The organism is Brevibacterium sp. Lmc1, from assembly GCF_057654315.1.
Map to the genome: position 1 here is coordinate 1,236,462 of NZ_CM172803.1, position 17,621 is coordinate 1,254,082.

17 protein-coding genes and 1 riboswitch are annotated in these 17,621 nt (G+C 65.0%); of the genes, 6 read left to right on the plus strand and 11 right to left on the minus strand.

The window, feature by feature from the left end; genetic code table 11:
* Positions 1 to 31: 31 nt before the first annotated feature.
* A complete protein-coding gene (locus AC239G_RS05315) occupies positions 32 to 1,063 on the minus strand; it encodes an HhH-GPD family protein (RefSeq protein WP_139468644.1) in 1,032 nt (343 codons plus the stop codon).
* Positions 1,064 to 1,099: 36 nt separating this feature from the next.
* Between AC239G_RS05315 and AC239G_RS05320 the strand changes: the two genes are divergently transcribed.
* A complete protein-coding gene (locus AC239G_RS05320; protein WP_248283963.1) occupies positions 1,100 to 1,903 on the plus strand; it encodes a hypothetical protein in 804 nt (267 codons plus the stop codon).
* 4 nt (positions 1,904 to 1,907) lie between these two features.
* Here AC239G_RS05320 and AC239G_RS05325 read toward each other — a convergent pair whose 3' ends face one another.
* The 6 genes from AC239G_RS05325 to AC239G_RS05350 form a co-directional block, all read right to left on the minus strand.
* A complete protein-coding gene (locus tag AC239G_RS05325; RefSeq protein ID WP_139468643.1) occupies positions 1,908 to 2,300 on the minus strand; it encodes a VOC family protein in 393 nt (130 codons plus the stop codon).
* Between the two features lie 43 nt (positions 2,301 to 2,343).
* Complete coding sequence (gene radA, locus AC239G_RS05330; RefSeq protein ID WP_446655897.1) at positions 2,344 to 3,711, minus strand: DNA repair protein RadA; 1,368 nt, start codon at positions 3,709 to 3,711, stop codon at positions 2,344 to 2,346.
* A 171-nt stretch (positions 3,712 to 3,882) separates the two neighbouring features.
* Positions 3,883 to 4,650 carry a type I methionyl aminopeptidase gene (map, locus tag AC239G_RS05335; RefSeq protein WP_139468641.1) on the minus strand — a complete coding sequence of 256 codons (768 nt, stop codon included), beginning with the start codon at positions 4,648 to 4,650 and terminating at the stop codon, positions 3,883 to 3,885.
* A gap of 725 nt (positions 4,651 to 5,375) precedes the next feature.
* Positions 5,376 to 5,600, minus strand: coding sequence for a PLD nuclease N-terminal domain-containing protein (locus AC239G_RS05340; RefSeq protein ID WP_172173788.1), 225 nt, complete (start codon positions 5,598 to 5,600; stop codon positions 5,376 to 5,378).
* Between the two features lie 195 nt (positions 5,601 to 5,795).
* Positions 5,796 to 7,331, minus strand: coding sequence for an L-piperidine-6-carboxylate dehydrogenase (gene amaB / locus AC239G_RS05345; RefSeq protein ID WP_482401547.1), 1,536 nt, complete (start codon positions 7,329 to 7,331; stop codon positions 5,796 to 5,798).
* 102 nt (positions 7,332 to 7,433) lie between these two features.
* A complete protein-coding gene (locus AC239G_RS05350) occupies positions 7,434 to 8,654 on the minus strand; it encodes an NAD(P)/FAD-dependent oxidoreductase (protein WP_446655895.1) in 1,221 nt (406 codons plus the stop codon).
* Between the two features lie 178 nt (positions 8,655 to 8,832).
* Here AC239G_RS05350 and AC239G_RS05355 point away from each other — a divergent pair, with 178 nt between their 5' ends.
* The 4 genes from AC239G_RS05355 to AC239G_RS05370 all read left to right on the plus strand — a co-directional run bounded on the left by AC239G_RS05355 (position 8,833) and on the right by AC239G_RS05370 (position 11,322).
* Positions 8,833 to 9,708 (plus strand): LysR family transcriptional regulator, encoded by an 876-nt coding sequence (locus AC239G_RS05355; RefSeq protein WP_139468638.1) that lies wholly within the window; start codon positions 8,833 to 8,835, stop codon positions 9,706 to 9,708.
* 22 nt (positions 9,709 to 9,730) lie between these two features.
* The gene (locus AC239G_RS05360; RefSeq protein WP_139468637.1) at positions 9,731 to 10,333 is read left to right on the plus strand and encodes a class I SAM-dependent methyltransferase; all 603 of its coding nucleotides are present in this window, start codon (positions 9,731 to 9,733) and stop codon (positions 10,331 to 10,333) included.
* Between the two features lie 75 nt (positions 10,334 to 10,408).
* Positions 10,409 to 10,729 carry a putative quinol monooxygenase gene (locus AC239G_RS05365; RefSeq protein ID WP_139468636.1) on the plus strand — a complete coding sequence of 107 codons (321 nt, stop codon included), beginning with the start codon at positions 10,409 to 10,411 and terminating at the stop codon, positions 10,727 to 10,729.
* Positions 10,730 to 10,779: 50 nt separating this feature from the next.
* Positions 10,780 to 11,322, plus strand: a complete 543-nt coding sequence (locus AC239G_RS05370; protein ID WP_446655894.1) for a hypothetical protein — start codon at positions 10,780 to 10,782, stop codon at positions 11,320 to 11,322.
* 89 nt (positions 11,323 to 11,411) lie between these two features.
* Here AC239G_RS05370 and AC239G_RS05375 read toward each other — a convergent pair whose 3' ends face one another.
* From AC239G_RS05375 to AC239G_RS05385, 3 genes are read right to left on the minus strand one after another with little or no spacing between them, the layout of a single operon-like run.
* Positions 11,412 to 12,239, minus strand: a complete 828-nt coding sequence (locus AC239G_RS05375; RefSeq protein WP_248283961.1) for an energy-coupling factor transporter transmembrane component T family protein — start codon at positions 12,237 to 12,239, stop codon at positions 11,412 to 11,414.
* Positions 12,240 to 12,249: 10 nt separating this feature from the next.
* Positions 12,250 to 13,782 carry an ABC transporter ATP-binding protein gene (locus tag AC239G_RS05380; RefSeq protein ID WP_487489939.1) on the minus strand — a complete coding sequence of 511 codons (1,533 nt, stop codon included), beginning with the start codon at positions 13,780 to 13,782 and terminating at the stop codon, positions 12,250 to 12,252.
* A complete protein-coding gene (locus AC239G_RS05385; RefSeq protein WP_139468632.1) occupies positions 13,782 to 14,411 on the minus strand; it encodes an ECF transporter S component in 630 nt (209 codons plus the stop codon). Before AC239G_RS05385 ends, AC239G_RS05380 begins: the two co-directional genes overlap by 1 nt.
* A gap of 22 nt (positions 14,412 to 14,433) precedes the next feature.
* A riboswitch (TPP riboswitch) is annotated at positions 14,434 to 14,542 on the minus strand.
* Between the two features lie 371 nt (positions 14,543 to 14,913).
* On the opposite strand from AC239G_RS05385, the gene AC239G_RS05390 reads away from it, so the two are divergent.
* On the plus strand, positions 14,914 to 16,641 hold the full coding sequence (locus tag AC239G_RS05390; protein WP_487490107.1) for a purple acid phosphatase family protein: 1,728 nt from the start codon (positions 14,914 to 14,916) through the stop codon (positions 16,639 to 16,641).
* 36 nt (positions 16,642 to 16,677) lie between these two features.
* Here AC239G_RS05390 and AC239G_RS05395 read toward each other — a convergent pair whose 3' ends face one another.
* The gene (locus AC239G_RS05395) at positions 16,678 to 17,595 is read right to left on the minus strand and encodes a universal stress protein (RefSeq protein WP_139468630.1); all 918 of its coding nucleotides are present in this window, start codon (positions 17,593 to 17,595) and stop codon (positions 16,678 to 16,680) included.
* Positions 17,596 to 17,621: the final 26 nt, after the last annotated feature.

Genomic DNA, 17,621 nt, shown 5'->3' on the forward strand with positions numbered 1-17,621 from the left:
GTGGCGACGTCTGCCATGTTCGGGTCCTGATTCAGCTGTTCGGCAATGCCAATCGGCCATCGACCTGTTGTGCCAGACCGTCGTCGACGAGGTCGGAGATGAGCCGATTGATCCTGTCCTGGTCCGCACTGAGTTCACGCACTCGCGCCACCGCCGTGGCCGTCGATTCGGCCAGTGAGTCGAGAAACACCGGGTCGAAGTCGGTCACCGAGGCGGTGAAGACGTCGAGCCGGACACCGCGTCGGTCGTCCCCGGCGACGTGCGCTGCCTTGAGGACATCCATGATCGCGCCGCGCAGCTGTCGATCGGTGCCTGCCCACTTCTGAGTCTTCGGTTTCGTCGCCGAGGCGGGTCTGCCCAATCGGTTCCATGTGCAGATGTCCTGGAGCGGGCAGGCGGGGCAGTCGGGATTGCGTGCCGTGCAGACGAGGGCCCCGAACTCCATGACTCCGGCGTTCCACTCAACGTGCTTGTCCTCGGGCACCAGGGCGGCCGCCCAGGCAGTCTCCTTCCGGCCAGGTGAGGTGGTGGGGCGTTCCCGGCCCGCGAAGAGGCGGATGAGGACCCGACGCACGTTCGTGTCGAGCACGGTCGTCTTTCTGCCGAAAGCGAAGGAGGAAACCGCGGCGGCGGTATAGGACCCGATGCCCGGCAGTCGTTCGAGCTCTTCGGTCGTTTCGGGAACCCGGTTGTCCAGGTCCGCGGCGATGACTTCGGCGGCTTCCTGCAGTCGCAGCGCTCTGCGCGGATAGCCCAAGCGATCCCAGGAGTGGAGGACTTCGGCGGTCGGGGCGGCGGCGAGGTCGGCTGGTGTCGGCCATTTGTCCATCCACGCACGCCATCGCGGTTCGACTCGGGCGACAGGGGTCTGTTGGGACATGATCTCACTGACGAGGATTGCCCAGGCACTCGTCTTCGGGTGCCTCCACGGCAGGTCGCGGGCGGTGTCCTCGAACCAGGCGATGATGGTGTCCTGGACTCGTCTGAGCACAGGTTCGGACACCTCGGGGAAGGCGGAGGTCGACCCGGAGGGATTCGATTCGGGACCGGCTCGGTGTGTCATTTGGATGCTCAGTCGCTTCGGCCTAGGCTCAAAGCGATGACTCCTTCCAATCGTGGTTCGCAGCCGAACAGAGCTGCCGGGCAGCCTCGCCAGTCTAGCGGGAAGCTGCCTGCTCACGTGTACCGCCGACGCCGTATCACGCTTGCTGTGGCCAGCCTCCTCGTCCTGGGGCTTCTCGTGCTCGGAATCGTCGGAATCGTCAAAGCCATCGGCGGCCGCAGCGACGGATCGGACAAGGTTGCAGCCGAGGAGACTACCCCGGCCGAATCGACGACGGCGGCACCGGTGCCGGATAAGAAGGCAGCGAGCGGAAAGTGCCCGGAGGACAAACTCTCGCTGAAGGCGAAGGTCGATCCGAAATCCGTGAAGGATGGGAAAGAACCCGAATTCGGCATGGTCATCGAGAACGGCCACACCGCCACGTGCCTCATCGAGGTCGGTACCGATAAGCAGGAATTCATCGTCGAAAAGAACGGTGATGTCGTGTGGTCGTCGGAGTACTGCGCGGCGGCGAAAGACGAGAATGCCGAAGCTTCCACGGAGTTCGCACCGCAGTCGGAGAAGACTGCGAAACTCAAATGGAACCGGATCAAGGTCGACAAGAACTGCAACCGCGAAGACGCTGACTTCGCCCCCGGCGACTACGAGCTCATCGTGAAGCTCGATGACAAGAAGAGCGAACCGACGCCGTTCGAGCTCGAGAAGAGCGCCGCCGATAAGGCCAAGGAGAAGAAGGCCGCGGAGGAGAAGAAGAAAGCCGACGAGGAGAAGAAGTCGGAAAAGGAATCCGGCGAGAAGGACTCCTCGGATGAGAAGCAGTCAGAGGAACCGCAGGACTGAGTCCTCAGGCACCACGGTAGGAGCCGACTCCCCAAGAGTTCCCGTCGTGGTCGCGGAAGTCGAATTCGCGGCCGCCGTAGTCTTGAGTCGCTACCGGTCGCACGATCGCATGCCCCAGGTCGACGATCTCCTGGTAGAGTCGGTCCACTTCTCGTTCGGTGTCGACGACGACGTAGATCGAGCTTCCGCCCACTGCATCGAGTGCCGATCCGTCGTTGCGGACCGAACCGAACATGATCCCGCCGTTGTCACCGAGCGCGAATTCGGCATGCTCGACGAGGGCCGGGTCCTGCTCATTGCGCACGAGCAGTCTTTCGGTGAACCCGAGCGTGACCAGCAGTTCGATCGTCGCTGCGGCATCGGTGGTCCGGAAGGCGGGAAAAACTGTCGTGGTCATGACACCAGGATGCTCCAAAACCAAGCGAAAGTCCCGAACTTTCTCACTTCTGCTCCCGAAGACCCTGCTTCGTCAGCATCAGTTCGACCGCCCCGGCGATGTGTTCGCACTCCTCGACCTCCATCTTGTCCGGTGCCGCCACATTGGTCATGGCTCCCTTGGCGACGACGGCATGAGTGATGCCCAGTCGTTTGGCTTCGTTGAGGCGTTGGCCGAGATTGGGGACATTGCGGATCTCCCCTGACAGGCTGACTTCGCCGATCGCGACGAGGTGGCGAGCCAGCGGCTTGCCGAGCAGCGCCGAGGCCAGGGACATGCAGATCGCGAGGTCGCTGGCCGGCTCGGAGAGCTTCGCTCCGCCGACGGTGGCGGTGAAGACATCGCTCTTGGCGAGGTCCGCCTGCGCGACGTTCTGGCTGAGCACAGCCAGCATCATCGCCACTCGGGAGGAATCGACTCCGGAGACCGAGCGACGGGACTGGCCGCCGGCGGATTCTGTGATGAGCGATTGGACTTCGACGAGCAGCGGTCGCTTGCCCTCCTGCGTCACCGTTAGGCAAGTGCCGGGCGGATTCGCACCGCTGCGCGAGAGGAACAGTCCCGACGGGTCCTCGAGACTCTTGATCCCGTTCTCCTCCATATCGAAACAGCCCACGTCGTCGGTGGGGCCGAAGCGATTCTTCACCGCGCGCAGCATACGCAGACGCGAATGCCTCTCACCTTCGAAGGTGCATACGACGTCGACGAGGTGCTCGAGAAGGCGAGGACCGGCGATCGTGCCGTCCTTCGTGATGTGGCCGACGAGCACAGTCGGCAGAGACCGGGCCTTGGCTTCCCTGATGAGGGCGGAGGCGACTTCGCGGACCTGGGTGACTCCGCCGGGGATGCCTTCGACCTCGGAGGATGCCAAAGTTTGGATCGAGTCGACGACGAGCAGCTCCGGCTGTTCGGATTCGATCATTCCCAGTACCGACCCCAGATCGGTCTCGGCGGCGAGGAGCAGCGAGTCGGCCAGGGCATTGATCCGTTCGGCGCGCAGCCGCACCTGACCGGCGGATTCCTCACCGGTGACATAGAGAACCTTGACCCCGAACATGGCGATCTTCGCGGCGACGTCGAGCAGCAGCGTCGACTTGCCGACCCCCGGCTCGCCGGAGAGCAGGACAACGGCGCCAGGCACGATGCCACCGCCGAGCACCCGATCGAACTCGGGGACGAACGTCGATCTCGCCTGCGCGAGCGACGAGTCGATCTCGCTGATCGGCTTCGCCGCATTGGATTTCTTGATTTTCGTCTTCACCTTCGACGAGTTCGCGCCCTTTTCCTCAAGGGTGCCCCAGGCCTGGCATTCGGGGCAGCGTCCCAACCATTTGACTGTCGAATAGCCGCATTCCGAGCATGTGAAAGACATACCGCAATTCTGGCACGGGCCGCTGACACGAGAGTCCTTGCTCGAGAGTCCGGCCTCAGTGACAAGGAGAGCTGGCCGGTGCGCACTGCAGCGGGGGAGCCCGGTGAATGCAGAAGGGCGCCCGACGATGAGTTCGTCGGACGCCCCTGCCGGCAGAGTGCGGCAGCCAGGTCAGTCGAGCGTGGTGAGGATTCGGGGACCATCCTCGGTGATGGCGATCGTGTTCTCCGAATGGGCACCATTCGAACCGTCGGCCAGGCGCAGGGTCCAACCGTCCTTGTCGACGGACAACTTCTTCGAGGTGAACGACCACCAGGGTTCGATCGCCAAGGTCAGACCCGGTTTGAGGACCAAGCCGCGACCTCCCTTTCCGCGGTTGGGCACGTGCGGATCCTCGTGCATCGTGTGGCCGAGACCGTGCCCGCCGAAGTCGAGGTTGACGGGGATGCGGTGGGCATCGGCCACGTCACCGATGGCCTTCGAGATATCGCCGAGGCGATTGCCTGCTTGGGCGGCGCTGATTCCGGCTTCGAGGCCGGCCCAAGTGGTGTCGATGAGTCGTTGGTCCTCGTCGCTGCCGTTGCCGACGACGACGGAGCGTGCGGCGTCGGCGACCCAGCCGTCGATGGATACGGCGAAGTCGAGGGTGAGCACGTCGCCGTCCTTCATCACGTAGCTGTGGGGCTTGCCGTGGAGGACGCCGTCATTGACGGACAGGCAGATGACGTTGCGGAAGGGGCCGGAGCCGAAGGAGGGGGCGTAGTCCCAGTAGCAGGACTTCGCTCCGGCATCCTCAATGAGCTTCCGCGCGGTCTTCTCCAGGTGCATGATGTCCATGCCCGGTTCTGCGATCGAGGTCAGCTCGGCCAAGGTCTTCGCGACGAAACGGCCGGTCACCGCCATCTTGTCGATCTCGGCGGGCGTCTTCAGCTCAATCACAGGGGTCTCCTTAGGCGGGGTGCAGGGTTTCAACAGCGTTCACTGGTCCAGACTCGATTTTAGTCCTCGGCAATGCCGAAGTCGCGGCCGCACCCGGATCTGTGGGCAAGCAGACAGTCGCGGTCGGAGCTCAGCGTCACTCTGTTCGGTCTACCGGACAGCCGACTTCTGCCCGAAACCTGCTCGTTCAAGGGTTCGCTCGAATATCGCCCCGTTTACGTCGTGTGATTCGAGCGAGCCCTTGATCGATGCGCGAAGGCGGGCGTTAAGAGGGAGGGGACCTCTCGGAGGTGGGGTCGTGAACCAGGCAGCAGTTCCGACTACGGGCAAGGATGCTTGTGTCTTGATTTCCCGGTGCGTAGGGTGCGGAGCATGAGGCACATCATCATGGCTTACAGCGCAGGCATCGCTCTGGCAACTTCGGTGTTGTCGGGTGAAGAGGACCTCCGTGCAGGCGGGCCCTGGGTTCTCACGCTCATCGTCTTTCCCGCCTGCTCACTGCTCTGCCTCGCCTTCATTCTCCGAGACCACCGGCGACGGGAGCGTGCAGACAGCCAGTGCAAGCACGATTCTGCATCCTCGAGTGCAGAGCCAGACGAGAGCGTGAGCAGAGATCGCTGAGGACGCAGTCCTGCACGAGAGTTGATCAGTCAACGCGAAACTCGAAAGAGTCGTCACTGGCGACGACTTTTTCGAGTTTCGCGTGACCTGAGCGCGATTGCGCGTCAGCTGAGACTGGTGTCCGACTTCTGCGGTCGTGCAATGAGCCAGCAGATCGGTCCGACGACGGGCAACAGCAGGACGATGATCGCCCAGACGAGTCTCACCCGAGGGTCGAGTCCTGATCGGGCGATGCTCACCATTGCCCAGATGAGCAGGACGACGAGCACTAGGACGACTCCGGACCAGATCACGTCATAGGCGGCGGGCAGTAGCGGATTTTTGCTCATGGCATCAATCTACCTTGGTTTTTGTACGAAAGTCGCTCGTTCAGGGGCCAGCGCGGATATCGCGTCGTGTACCACGTGATATCCGCGCTGGCACTTGAACGACGTGAAGGGTCGTCGGTGGGCCGGTCTGCGCTTCGATCAGCCCACCGGCCCACCGGTCGAGGACCTCACTTCGCCCCAGAGGACTCAGCTCTCTCAGAGGAACTCGACTCCCTGCGCCAGCGGCAGCTCTCCGGAGTAGTTGATCGTGTTCGTGGCCGGGCGCATATAGGCCTTCCACGAATCCGAACCCGACTCGCGTCCGCCGCCGGTCTCCTTCTCACCGCCGAAAGCACCGCCGATCTCCGCACCGGAGGTGCCGATGTTGACGTTGGCGATTCCGCAGTCGGAGCGGGACAGGAACTTCTCGGATTCGGCGAGTTCGGCTGTGAAGATTGCCGAGGACAGACCTTGCGGCACTCCGTTGTGGATCTCGAGTGCCTCATCGAGATCCGAATATGTGACGACGTAGAGGATCGGGGCGAACGTCTCCTCTTTGACCACTGCGCTCTGACTGGGCATCCGCACGACGGCGGGTTCGACATAGTGAGCATCCGGACGTTCATCGGCGAGCACCCGGCCACCACCGCAGAGGATCTCGCCGCCCTCTGCCTCTGCCTGTTTGAGGGCCGCCTGCATCGCATCGAACGAACCCGAATTGATGAGCGGTCCCACGAGCACTCCGTCATCGGTCGGCGATCCGATGCTCAGCGTCTTGTATGCGGCGACGACCTTGTCGACGAACTCGTCGGCGATGGACTCGTGCACGATGAGCCGCCGCAGCGTCGTGCACCGCTGGCCGGCCGTTCCGGCGGCCGCGAAGACCACTCCGCGCAGCGCCAGATCGATATCGGCGCTCGGGGCGACGATCGCCGCGTTGTTGCCGCCGAGCTCGAGCAGGATCTTGCCGAAGCGCTCGGCCACGACGGGTCCGACCTCGCGACCCATCCGCACCGATCCCGTCGCCGAGACCAAGGCCACGCGTTCATCCCGGACCATCACATCTCCGATGTCCCGGCCACCGACGAGGACGGGTGCGAGGTTCTCCGGTGCCCCCACCTCGGCGGCGGCCCGGGTCAGCAGCGACTGTGCCCCGAGGGCGGCGAGCACGGCGTTCTCTGAGGGCTTCCACACGACCGCGTCACCGGCGACCAGGGCCAGGGCGGTGTTCCAGGAATACACGGCCACGGGGAAGTTGAATGCGGAGATGACCCCGACGACGCCGAGGGGATGCCACGTCTCCATGAGCCGGTGACCCGGCCGTTCGCTGGGCATGGTCTTGCCCCACAGCTGCCGGGACTGACCGAGTGCGAACTCGCAGATGTCGATCATCTCCTGGACTTCGCCGGCCGCCTCGGAAGGGGTTTTGCCGGCTTCGACAGTGATGATCTTGGCCAGATCCTCCTTGTGCTCGCCGAGCAGCTGTCCCCACCGCTGCACCAGCTGACCGCGGACGGGAGCGGGCACGTCCCGCCAGGTCTCGAACGCGGTCTGGGCTGCGGCGATCTTGTCCGCCGCTGTCTGCACGGTGTCCGCGGCGATCGTGCCGAGGCCCTGTCCCGTGATGGGGGAGCGGGCCGGAAGGCTCGCCGAGGCGGCCGATCCCTTGAGAGCGGATGCGTCTACTCCGCAGGCGCTCAATCCTGAGGTGAGGAGGTCGGTGATGGTCTGATCGGTGGGCAGTGCAGTCATTGCTGTCCTTTCGTCGTCTGCTGTGTCGATCGGTCGCTTGGCCGGTCGGTGGAGTTCAGTCGTTGCGGGGAGGTGGGAGATGAGGGGCGGGTGTGCGAGGCCTCAGATCACGTTGAGCTCCTTGCGCAGTCCGGTGGTGGCGAAGCGTCGTTTGTCCATGGGAGCCACGTCGACGAAGGGGATGCGGCCGGTCATGAGGTCGGCGACGACCTCTCCGACGGCCGGGCCCATGAGGAAGCCGTGACCGGAGAACCCGCAGGCGTAGAAGAATCCCGGCCTCTCCTCGGCCTCGCCGATGAGGGCATTGTGGTCGGGCGTCATCTCATACAGTCCCGCCCACCCGTGTTTGGCCTCGACTTCGCCGAGTTCCGGGGTGCGGGCTTCGATGTGCTCGGCCAGGGTGGCCAGCCAGTTCGGGTCGCGTTTGTCGTTGAAGGACCAGTCATCGACCTCATCGGGGCAGCCGAACAGCAGCCCGGTTCCTTCCGGGTGGACGTAGTAGCTGGTGGAGAAATCTATCGTGAAGGGCATCTGCGAGGTGTCGAAATCGACGGGCTCGGAGACCATGATCTCCCGCCGCAGCGGCTTCACGGGCAGGTCGACCCCGGCCATGTCCCCGATGGGGCCGGACCAGGCTCCCGCCGCGACGACGACCTGTTCGCAGCTGATCGTGCCCTGATTCGTGATCACCGAGGTGGCCATGCGATCCGTTCCGCCGTCGGTGTCGAATCCGGTGACCTCGCAGTTCTTGACCACCGTGACCCCGCGCTCGCGGGCGGCGGTGACGAAGCCTGCGACGACGGCCTCGGGGGTGCAGTGACCGTCGCCGGGATTGAACGCCCCGGCGATCAGCCCTTCGGTGTTGACGAACGGGGCCAGCTCGGCCACCTCGGCGATGGTGAGCATCCGCGAATCCAGCCCCATCCGCTGTTGCAGGGCCACGTTGTCGGTGAACGCGCGCACGTCGTCATCGTTGTCGAGGAGGAACAGATAGCCGTTGCTGACCAGGTCGATGTCGACGCCGAAATCGGTTTCGAAGTTCCGCAGCACTTCGAGCCCGCGGGCGGCCAATGCGATGTTGACCTCGTCGGAGAATTGGCAGCGCACACCTCCAGCGGCCTTCGACGTCGATCCGGCTCCGGGGGTGTTGCGTTCGACGATGACGATGTCGCGGACTCCGCGTTCGGCCAGGTGGTAGGCGATGGCCGCTCCCATGACGCCGGCGCCGATGATGACGACGGAGGCTTCGGCGGGCAGGGCTCTGGACGTGTCGGGGACCCCGTCGGTGTGAGGGGTGGTGGCTGATGCGGTGGGGGATTCCACGGTTCACCTCGCTGTCTGCTGCCGGGGCGACCGTCGTTGGTCGCCCCGGAAACGGAGAGTGCCGACGGCGATGTCGGCGTTTGTGTCTTGACTTCATTGTGGTTGCCATCACACTTAAGAACAAGGGAGAGTTTGTGAACATTGTGTTCAAGAAACCTAAAGACAGGAGAGCGCTGCCATGACATGGACGCTCGGACAGCTGCGCACATTCGTCGCTGTGGCCGAACTCGGATCGATGACGCGGGCGGCCGACCACCTCGGCTACAGCGTCGGGGCCGTGTCCCAGCACATCTCAGCCCTGCGCAGAGTCGTCGATTCCGACCTGTTCCGACGGCGCGGCCGTGGGCTCGTCCTCGCCGAAGCCGGGCGCACCCTGCTGCCCAGGGCGCGGAACATCCTCGCCGCTCAGCAGCAGGCGGAGATGGCGATGCTCGGCCGGGACTTCCGCAGCGAGGCCATCGTCACCCTCGGCGTCTTCGGATCGGCATCGACGACGGCGCTGCCGAAGGTGGTGCGGGCGCTGGCCGAGCGCCATCCGCATATCGAAGTCCGGGCGCGGGAGATCAATGTCGAGACCATGTCGGCCGCCGTCATCGACGGGATCATCGACCTGGGGATCGGGATCAACTACCCGGCCGCGCCGCTGCCGCCGATGCGCGGGCTGAGTTGGGAAGCTGTGGCCGAGGAAGACTTCGGCATCGTCGTCCCCGCGGGGACGTCCCGGCCGAGCGATGACGATCTGGCCGAGGCCGACTGGATCCTACCGCCGGCCGAGGAGCTCTTCGGCCGCGCGATGCGGTTGGCCACCTCGGCGCTGGGAATCAATGCGAAGGAGACCCATATCGTCACGGACACCGCGGTCGCGCTGGCGCTCGCCGGAACCGGGCTCGGCCTGACCCTGGCGACGCCGATCATGATGTCGTTGGGTGGGTCCGACGTCGACCTCCACCCCGTCGTCGAGGCGGGCGGACGCGAGATCATCGTGCTGACTTCCCCGGACCCCAGCGATCCGGTCCGGGCGGTCGCTAAGGTGGTCACCGAAGTCTTCGCCTGAGATTCCGACCTAGGATGAGGACATGAGCTTCGACCATCAGTGGAATAAGGTACGCAGGGCCAACCCCGACCATTCGGCGAACTACGCGCAGCGGTGGCGAGATCTTGCGGCCGCCGGGCATGACATCGGCGGTGAGGCCAGGTTCGTCAACGCCATGGCTCCGCGGGGATCGCGCATCCTCGATGCCGGCTGCGGAACCGGCCGGGCCGGCGGACTGCTCATCGACGAAGGGCACACCGTCTTCGGCGTGGATCTCGACGAATTCCTCATCTCCGTCGCCGAGGAGGACTTCCCCAGCGGTGAATGGCACACCGGCGACCTCGCCGACTTCGATTTCGCCGGCGCCGGGATCACCGAGATCGATGTGGCCTTCTGCGCCGGAAACGTCCTGTCCTTCCTCGATCCCGCCTCGCGCCGGCAGACCTTGGGCAATATCAAATCGACGCTCAAACACGGCGGCCGGTTCGTGTCCGGCTTCGGTGCCGGACGCGGGTATGATTTCGACGATTTCATCGAGGACGTCAAGGCCACGGGGATGTTCGTCGACCAGAAGTTCTCCACCTGGGAACTCCGCCCCTTCGAAGCTGACAGCGACTTCCTCGTCCTCATCGCCGAAAGGCTGTGAGCCGGTCGATTCGCAAGGGCGGCAGAATTAGGCTGGGATCGACCCATACTGCTGATCAACTGAAGGAGAATGATCATGATCTTCATCGTCGTGAAATATGACGTGAAACCCCACAGTGTCGAGAAGTTCCCCGAAGCCGTTCGGGCCTTCACCGAGGCGACCCGCGCCGAACCCGGCAATCTCTTCTTCGAATGGTCGAAGAGTCTGGAGAACCCGAACGAGTTCGTTCTCGTCGAGGCATTCACCGATGAAGGCGCAGAACCGCACGTCACCAGCGATCACTTCGCCGCCGGCCTCGAAGCCATGCGCCCGCACCTGGTGTCGACCCCGAAGATCATCTCCCGCAAGATCGACGGTGAAGGCTGGGACGAAATGGGCGAACTGAAGATCGACTGATCGCCTACCAGGCCTTCAACACCGGTCGATCGAGCACATAGACTTCTGCCATGGCGACCAAAGCGCAGAACATCGCATCGATCGAAAAGGCCCTCGGCGAACCATGGGCCGCCACCCGTGCTCGCTTGGAGGCGGCCGGGGGAGCGTCGGCGAGTCACAAAGAGCTCGCCGACGCTCTCTATCCCCAGTTCGACGGCAGAGTCGACAACCACGGCTGGTGGGTCCAGGGCGCCGTCGTCGCCTACGAGCAGGAGATCGGACGCCGAGTCCCCGGCCAGCGCGCCGACGGCACTTTCGACGTCGCCGTCTCCCGCACCATTCCCGGCGATCGTTCCGCACTCATCGAAAAATTCGCGTCCCTCGTCGGCGACACCCTCAACGAGGTAGCCCTCGACGGTGATCCCCGCACCTCGGAGACGGCGAAACGCTCCTTCTGGAGAGCGAACCTCGACGGCGGCATCAAGGTCGAAGCCGCAGCCGAGACGAAGAGCGAAGACAAAACCCTCTTCGTCCTCACCACGTCAAAGCTTCCCAGCCCCGAAGCCCTCGAGGAATGGCGGGCCTTCGGCAAGGACTTCCTCAAGCAGCTCTGAGCTCTGACCGTCCGGCAGTTTTGATCGACCGCCGGTGGAACAGCTCCGACCTCTTGTGAGCACGGCAGCTCCGAGACACCCGATCCGCCTCAGCCGATGATCGGGTTCCAGACTCCGAACATGTGAGCCGCACCGATCGCGACCGCGCAGACAGCCAGACTGAGAAGCACCGCCACGACATCTCGGACCGCGAAACTCGACCGCCTGCGCCACGTGCGGCCCGGACGACCGAATGCCCGTCCCTCCATCGCCATCGCCAGGTTCGTTGCCCGGCGAATCGAGACCACGAGCAGAACGAATACCCCGCTGAAGAGGCTGCCCGTGCGCCGCAGAAGCGAACCGCCCGCGACACCTCTGGCCCGCCTGGCCATCGCCAGCACCTGCCACTCACTGACCAGCAGTCCGAGCAGACGTGAGGCCGCGAGAACCGAGACCACAACCACCTCTGGCAGCCGCAGATGCTGAATGAGCGCATCGGCGAGATCACGCGGATCGATCGTCGACGCGAGCACGATGAGCGGGATCGCCAATGCCAAGGCACGGACGAAGATCGCCGCGGCCGCGGCCAGCGACCCGGTGGTGAACAGAATCGGACCGAAGTCGACGACCACATCCCCAGTCTTCTCCGCCAACAGCGCCGTGCCCCAAGCGGCGAGCAGAGCGCCGGCGGGGAGGAACCACAGCCGCTTGGCCGCGGCCACCAGATCGAGTCCCGTCGCCGGCAGCGCCAGCACTGCCGCGAGCAGCACCACCCCGGCAGAGATGAGATCAATGCTCAGCAGCGCCCCGACCATGAGGATGAGGGCCACTGCGATCTTCGTCAGCGGATTGCACCGAGCCAAAGCGGTGGAACGCACCACGGGGATGAGCTGTCCCGGATCCTGTACGGCGACCTCAGGGGAGGGGCGAGAACGCACATCGAGACTCTCACTCACCGCGATCACCCGCCCTGACACGCGATTCCGACTCGTCGACGACATCGCGATCTGCACTCAGGCAGCCACCGAGCTTGAGGACATCGGCACCTATGGCCTCGAGGAACGCCTGATCGTGGCTGACCGCGACCACCGCGGAACCGTGTACCAAGGCGTCGAGGAACATCTCCACCAACCCCGCCCACGTCAGCGCATCCTGACCGAAGGTCGGCTCATCGACGATGAGCACCCGTGGCCGGGGCGCCAGCATCGTTGCCACCGACAGGCGTCGCTTCTCCCCACCTGAGAGACTCTGCGGATGAGCCTGCGCCAACCCGGTGAGACCGAGTCCCTCAAGAAGCTCATCCACCCGTGCCTGCGACTCGGCGGCAGACCATCCGGCCAGTCGGGGGCCCAGCTCGAGTTCGGTCGCCACGCTCGAGGTGAGGAACTGGTGTGCCGGTTCCTGGAAGACCATGCCGATGCGCGCCGCCAGCTGCTTCGACGGCCAGGCGAATGGCCGGGCCCGTTTGGCTCCGTCCCGCAGGGGCGCCTCGGCGAGGACCTGTCCGGAGAATTCGGGCAGAAGGCCCGCCAGGGTCAGGGCCGTGGTCGATTTGCCTGCCCCGTTCGCACCGACGATTCCGAGTGCCTGACCGGCACGCAGGCTCAGGTCAAGGTCGGTCGCGGCGGGGGTGGCCATGCGCGGTCGAGCAACGCTGAGCCGATGGGTGCGCAGCAGAACCTCGCCGAGGCGGCCCGTCGTCCTATTGATTTCTGCGGTTCCGCCTCGGCGCGGGTCGGGGGAGTGCCGCGGCATCCAGATTCCGCAGTCGATGAGCGTCTCGGTCAGGGCCGCCTCGGTGAAGATCTGCCCCGGAGGGCCTTGGGCGGCGATGCCTTCGCGGCCGAGCACGATGACCCGATCGACGTGATCGAGCCACAGCTCCACCCGGTGTTCGACGATGAGCATGGTCGCCTGTGTCTCGGCTTGCACGGTGAGCACGGCATCGCGGACCTCGGTCGCTGAGGCGGGATCGATATTGGCCGTCGGTTCGTCGAGGACGATGACCTCCGGGGCCATCGCATGGATCCCGGCCAGAGCCAGCCGCTGTTTGTGCCCACCGGACAGAGCGGCACTCGGATGCCCCGGCGGCAGATCGAGTCCCAGCGCCTGCAGGGACTCGGGGACCTGAGCGTCGATTGTCTCGGACGGGAGTCCGAGGTTCTCCATCCCGAACGCCACATCATCACCGATGCGGGAGAAGATCACCTGAGAATCGGGATCTTGGAGGACCAGCCCGGTGCTGCCTCGGCGGGGATCCGGTTTCTCACCGCCGACGAGGAGTTCACCGGTGGCCTCACCCGATTCCTCGGGCAGGACACCGGCGACGGCGTGGAGGAACGTCGATTTGCCGGCCCCGGAGGCGCCGAGCAGCAGCACTTTCTCTCCGGCCGTGATCTGCAGATCGAGCGGTCCGACTGCCGGCTGGTCACGGTCGGTGTGTGTCCATGAGAAGCCGGCGGCCGTGATCGGCAGCGCCATCAGCGCAGTCGGCCTGAGGCGAAGGAGCTGAGCGCTCCGGTAGCCGCGATCGCCCGGTAGGCGAACCAGGCGCCGATCCCGGAGATGACGAGGCCGGAGACGATCGCGCAGACTGCGTAGATCGCCTGGAAGCCGAACTGCCATTCGGCGTTGTACATGATGTTCTCGCTCACTGCCATGAACGCAGCCGCCAGCATGCCCGATGCGGCGGTGACCCACAGGGTGAAGCGCTTGTAGCCGAAGGCGGCGAAGACGAGTTCGGCACCGAGGCCCTGCAGCAGACCCGAGAGCAGGACGGTTGCTCCGAAGTGAGAGCCGAGGACGGCTTCGACGATGGCGGCGATGAGTTCGCACAGGAGCGCGGCACCGGGTTTGCGGATGATGGCACCGGCGAGCGGACCGGCCAGCACCCAGAGTCCTGCGATGAGACCGATCGACGGCGGGAATGCCTGGAAGGCGAGTTCGAGGACCTTCCAGCTCAGCGCCAACACCCAGAACACAAGCCCCACGGCAATGCCGAGAACGGCGGTGGTGACATAGTCGACCACCCGCCACTGTTTGGATTTCGGCGCCGCGGTGAAGGCGCGTGAAGAGGTGGGGGTGGTGCTCGGCGTAGTGGTATTCGGCATTGTGCCTCCTCATTTCAAGGAGGGGTGAAGAGTCTCGACTTCCTTCGGCGGTGCTAACCGCATCAGGTTCGAGGGTCTGCAGCTTCTTCTGCACTCTCAGCGCCCCTGACGGCGCTCCCCTGTCGTAGCCACCACTGTACAACAGGGGAGCGGGGCAGCGACCGGGATCCGTGGCGACGCGGAGGCCGGGGGCGGTCATCGAGGATTCACTTCCCGTTCCCATTCCCGTCGATGGGCCTCGAACAACCGGACACTACTGGTCAGTAGGAATGGGCGGGTGAATACGCATCGACTTAAGAGACCGCTCAGTGCCCTGTCTGCCGCTACCCTGCTCGCCGCTCTGGTGGCGGCCCCGGTTCCCGTGCGTGCCGAGCCATCTCTCGGTTCCGGAGGGTCGACCGCGACCCAGGGCGCGAATGCCGACTCTGCTCAGACTCCGAGCCCTGACCGGACGGATTCGCCCGCCGAGGCGGATGCTGGGAGCGAGGCTATCACCGATACCGTGTTGCAGGTCGGGGCCGACTCCACGGCGCGCAACCTCTCGTGGATGAGTGAGAGTGCCGGTGGGGGAGAGGTCCGGTGGGCGCCGGCGAGTGAGCTCGTTGGCGGAAAGCTCCCCGCCGATGCTGACAAGGCTGAGACCACGGACTCGGGCCTTGCCGCCGACCTCAAGCGTCACTTCAACCATGCGAGCATGACCGACCTGAAACCTGGCATTGACTACGCCTACCAGGTCGGCAGCGAAGAGGACGGGTACACCGAGGTGGAGCAATTCACCACAGGATCTGCTGGAGGAGACGACGAATTCCTCGTCTTCGGCGACCCCCAGGTCGGCGCCGGAGGCGGAGATCCCGACGACGCTGCCGGTTGGGACCGGACCCTGTCCTCGGCAGTGGCCACCGCTGACGAACCGAGCTTCTTCTACTCGCTGGGAGACCAGGTCAACTCCGCCGGCAACCAGGAGCAGTATGCTCAATACCTGGCACCGGAAGCGACCCGCACGATCCCGCAGGCGACGACGATCGGCAACCACGATGTGTCTTCGAAAGCCTATGAGCAGCACTTCAACCGACCGAATGTGAGCCAGGATCACGGCGGTGGCGGCGACTACTGGTTCATCGACGATGGAGTCCTGTTCCTCAACATCAACTCGAACAGCCCGGACGTGGATGCCCACGCCGAGTTCATCGACGAGGTCGTCGCCGAGCACGGAGACCAGGCACGCTGGACTGTTCTCGGGTTCCACCACTCGATCTATTCGACGGCAACACATTGGGACGACCTCGACGTCAAACGGCTGCGGAAAGCGATCCCTCCGGTCGCGGCCCGCAATGACATCGACCTCGTCGTCTCCGGCCATGACCACATCTTCAACCGCACCTTCCTCATGGACGGCGAAGGCAAGCGAGTGAAAGGGTCGGAAGCGGGAGCCGAGGAAGAGAAAGAAGACGGGCAGACGCTCTACCTCACGCTGACCTCCTCGTCAGGGTCGAAGTTCTATGACTACGTTCCCGGCCTCGACTGGGAAGGCAAGAGCGTCCACAACGACGTGCCCGCCTTCACGCGGGTCCGGGTCAGCGACGAGGCGCTGCGGGCGACGACCTATGAGGTGCCGGCAGGCGGGGCACCGGCCGATGGTGAGCGCGCGGAGGCGCAGGCCGCAGCCGAGCAGATCGACGATGTCGAACTCAGGCGCGCCGAGGCGGAAGAACCAGCCCCGGATGACGACGCGGAGGCCGATGCCGGTGTCGAAGCCGGCGCCGAAGCCGATGCAGGTACCGACTCCGGGGCAGGCGCTGATGGTGCAGGTGCGAATGATGACGCCGACGGTGCTGGAACGGGAGACGACGCGGACCCAGGTGCCGATGGTCCGAGTGCAGATGCCGATGCTGGTACGGGTGGCACCGCCTCCGACAACGCCGCCTCCGACGGTGCTGCCTCGGGTGGTGTCGGGTCTGACGGTACCGACGACGGGAGCGGAAACGACGCCGGCACGGCAGATGCCGGCACTGCCGACTCCAGCGCCGAGGCAAACGGTGCAGAAGCGAACGTCGCAGGAACGGGCGATGATTCGGATTCATCCGGGACCGCCTCGGCGAGTGGGGATGGAGACCTGCCCCGCACCGGCGGTGGGCTCGCACTGCCCTTGGCCGTCGGCGCGGGAGCGCTGGCACTCGGCGCGACACTTCTCGTGGTGAGCCGTCGCCGTCGAGGTGCCGGGCTCAGCTGATCAGCACCTCCTGGCTGATCAGCACGGCGCTGCCGATCAGCTGGGAACCACCATGACCGGGCCTTCGGCGTGGTTGAGGACTCCGCGCGAGACGGATCCCAGCAGTGCGCTGCGGATCCGTCCGCGCCCACGGGTGCCCATCACCGTCAGCTGTGCGCGGGAGCTGATCTCGACAAGAGTCTCAGTCGGATCGCCGACCGGCACCGAGGTGGTCACCGTCAGATCCGGGAACTGCTCCGACAGCGTCCCGGCTTCCGTCTCGAGTGATTCGGACAGCTGCCTCTGCCGACGCGCGGTGACCTCGGAGCTGAGTTCGAGGTCGGGGTACCAGTAGAGCCATTCCTCACCGGCCGGCAGCACCACGACGAGTTCGAGTTCCGTGCCGCGTAAGGCGGCCTCGGCGGCTGCCGTGAACATGGCGACCCGACCGCTGTCGGAACCGTCGACCGCGACGACGACTGGGCCGTTGCCGGCCGTTGCCGAGGCCGACCGTTCGGAAACGACGATCGTCGGGCAGTGAGCGTGGGCAGGCAGCGCCGTGGACACGGATCCGAGGACTCGACCCATGAAACCGCCGCGGCCGCGGGCGCCGACGATGGCGACCTCGGCATCGGCGCTGAGCGTGACGAGCGCACCGGCGGAATTGCCGGGTGCCGTGCGGAAGGACTTCTCACCGGAGTAATCGCGCAGAAGTTCGACCGCCTCGGCGAGGGTCTTCTCTGCTTCCTTCTTCGCCTTGTCATCCTCGGGTTCACTGGGGATGGAGGCCATATTCGGATAGATCATCGTCGGCAGCTCATAGGCGGTGACGACGGTGAGAACAGTTCTGCGGCGTTCGGCCTCGACTGCGCCGTAGCGGACGGCTTGGGCGGCGAGTTCCGAGCCGTCGAAGCCGACGAGGACGCCGAGTTCGAGGCTGAGGCCGGATTCGGACGAACTGGTTTGAGCAGACATCTCGCACCTCTCGATCGGGGCCTGTC

Bases quoted from the DNA above. Each gene is read 5' to 3' on its own strand.
- AC239G_RS05355 (WP_139468638.1), top strand. From the start codon at position 8,833: ATGACATGGACGCTCGGACAGCTGCGCACATTCGTCGCTGTGGCCGAA.
- AC239G_RS05380 (WP_487489939.1), bottom strand. From the start codon at position 13,782: ATGGCGCTGCCGATCACGGCCGCCGGCTTCTCATGGACACACACCGAC.
- AC239G_RS05340 (WP_172173788.1), bottom strand. From the start codon at position 5,600: ATGAGCAAAAATCCGCTACTGCCCGCCGCCTATGACGTGATCTGGTCC.
- AC239G_RS05365 (WP_139468636.1), top strand. From the start codon at position 10,409: ATGATCTTCATCGTCGTGAAATATGACGTGAAACCCCACAGTGTCGAG.
- AC239G_RS05385 (WP_139468632.1), bottom strand. From the start codon at position 14,411: ATGCCGAATACCACTACGCCGAGCACCACCCCCACCTCTTCACGCGCC.
- AC239G_RS05320 (WP_248283963.1), top strand. From the start codon at position 1,100: ATGACTCCTTCCAATCGTGGTTCGCAGCCGAACAGAGCTGCCGGGCAG.
- AC239G_RS05395 (WP_139468630.1), bottom strand. From the start codon at position 17,595: ATGTCTGCTCAAACCAGTTCGTCCGAATCCGGCCTCAGCCTCGAACTC.
- AC239G_RS05325 (WP_139468643.1), bottom strand. From the start codon at position 2,300: ATGACCACGACAGTTTTTCCCGCCTTCCGGACCACCGATGCCGCAGCG.
- AC239G_RS05315 (WP_139468644.1), bottom strand. From the start codon at position 1,063: ATGACACACCGAGCCGGTCCCGAATCGAATCCCTCCGGGTCGACCTCC.
- amaB (WP_482401547.1), bottom strand. From the start codon at position 7,331: ATGACTGCACTGCCCACCGATCAGACCATCACCGACCTCCTCACCTCA.
- radA (WP_446655897.1), bottom strand. From the start codon at position 3,711: ATGTCTTTCACATGCTCGGAATGCGGCTATTCGACAGTCAAATGGTTG.
- AC239G_RS05370 (WP_446655894.1), top strand. From the start codon at position 10,780: ATGGCGACCAAAGCGCAGAACATCGCATCGATCGAAAAGGCCCTCGGC.
- AC239G_RS05360 (WP_139468637.1), top strand. From the start codon at position 9,731: ATGAGCTTCGACCATCAGTGGAATAAGGTACGCAGGGCCAACCCCGAC.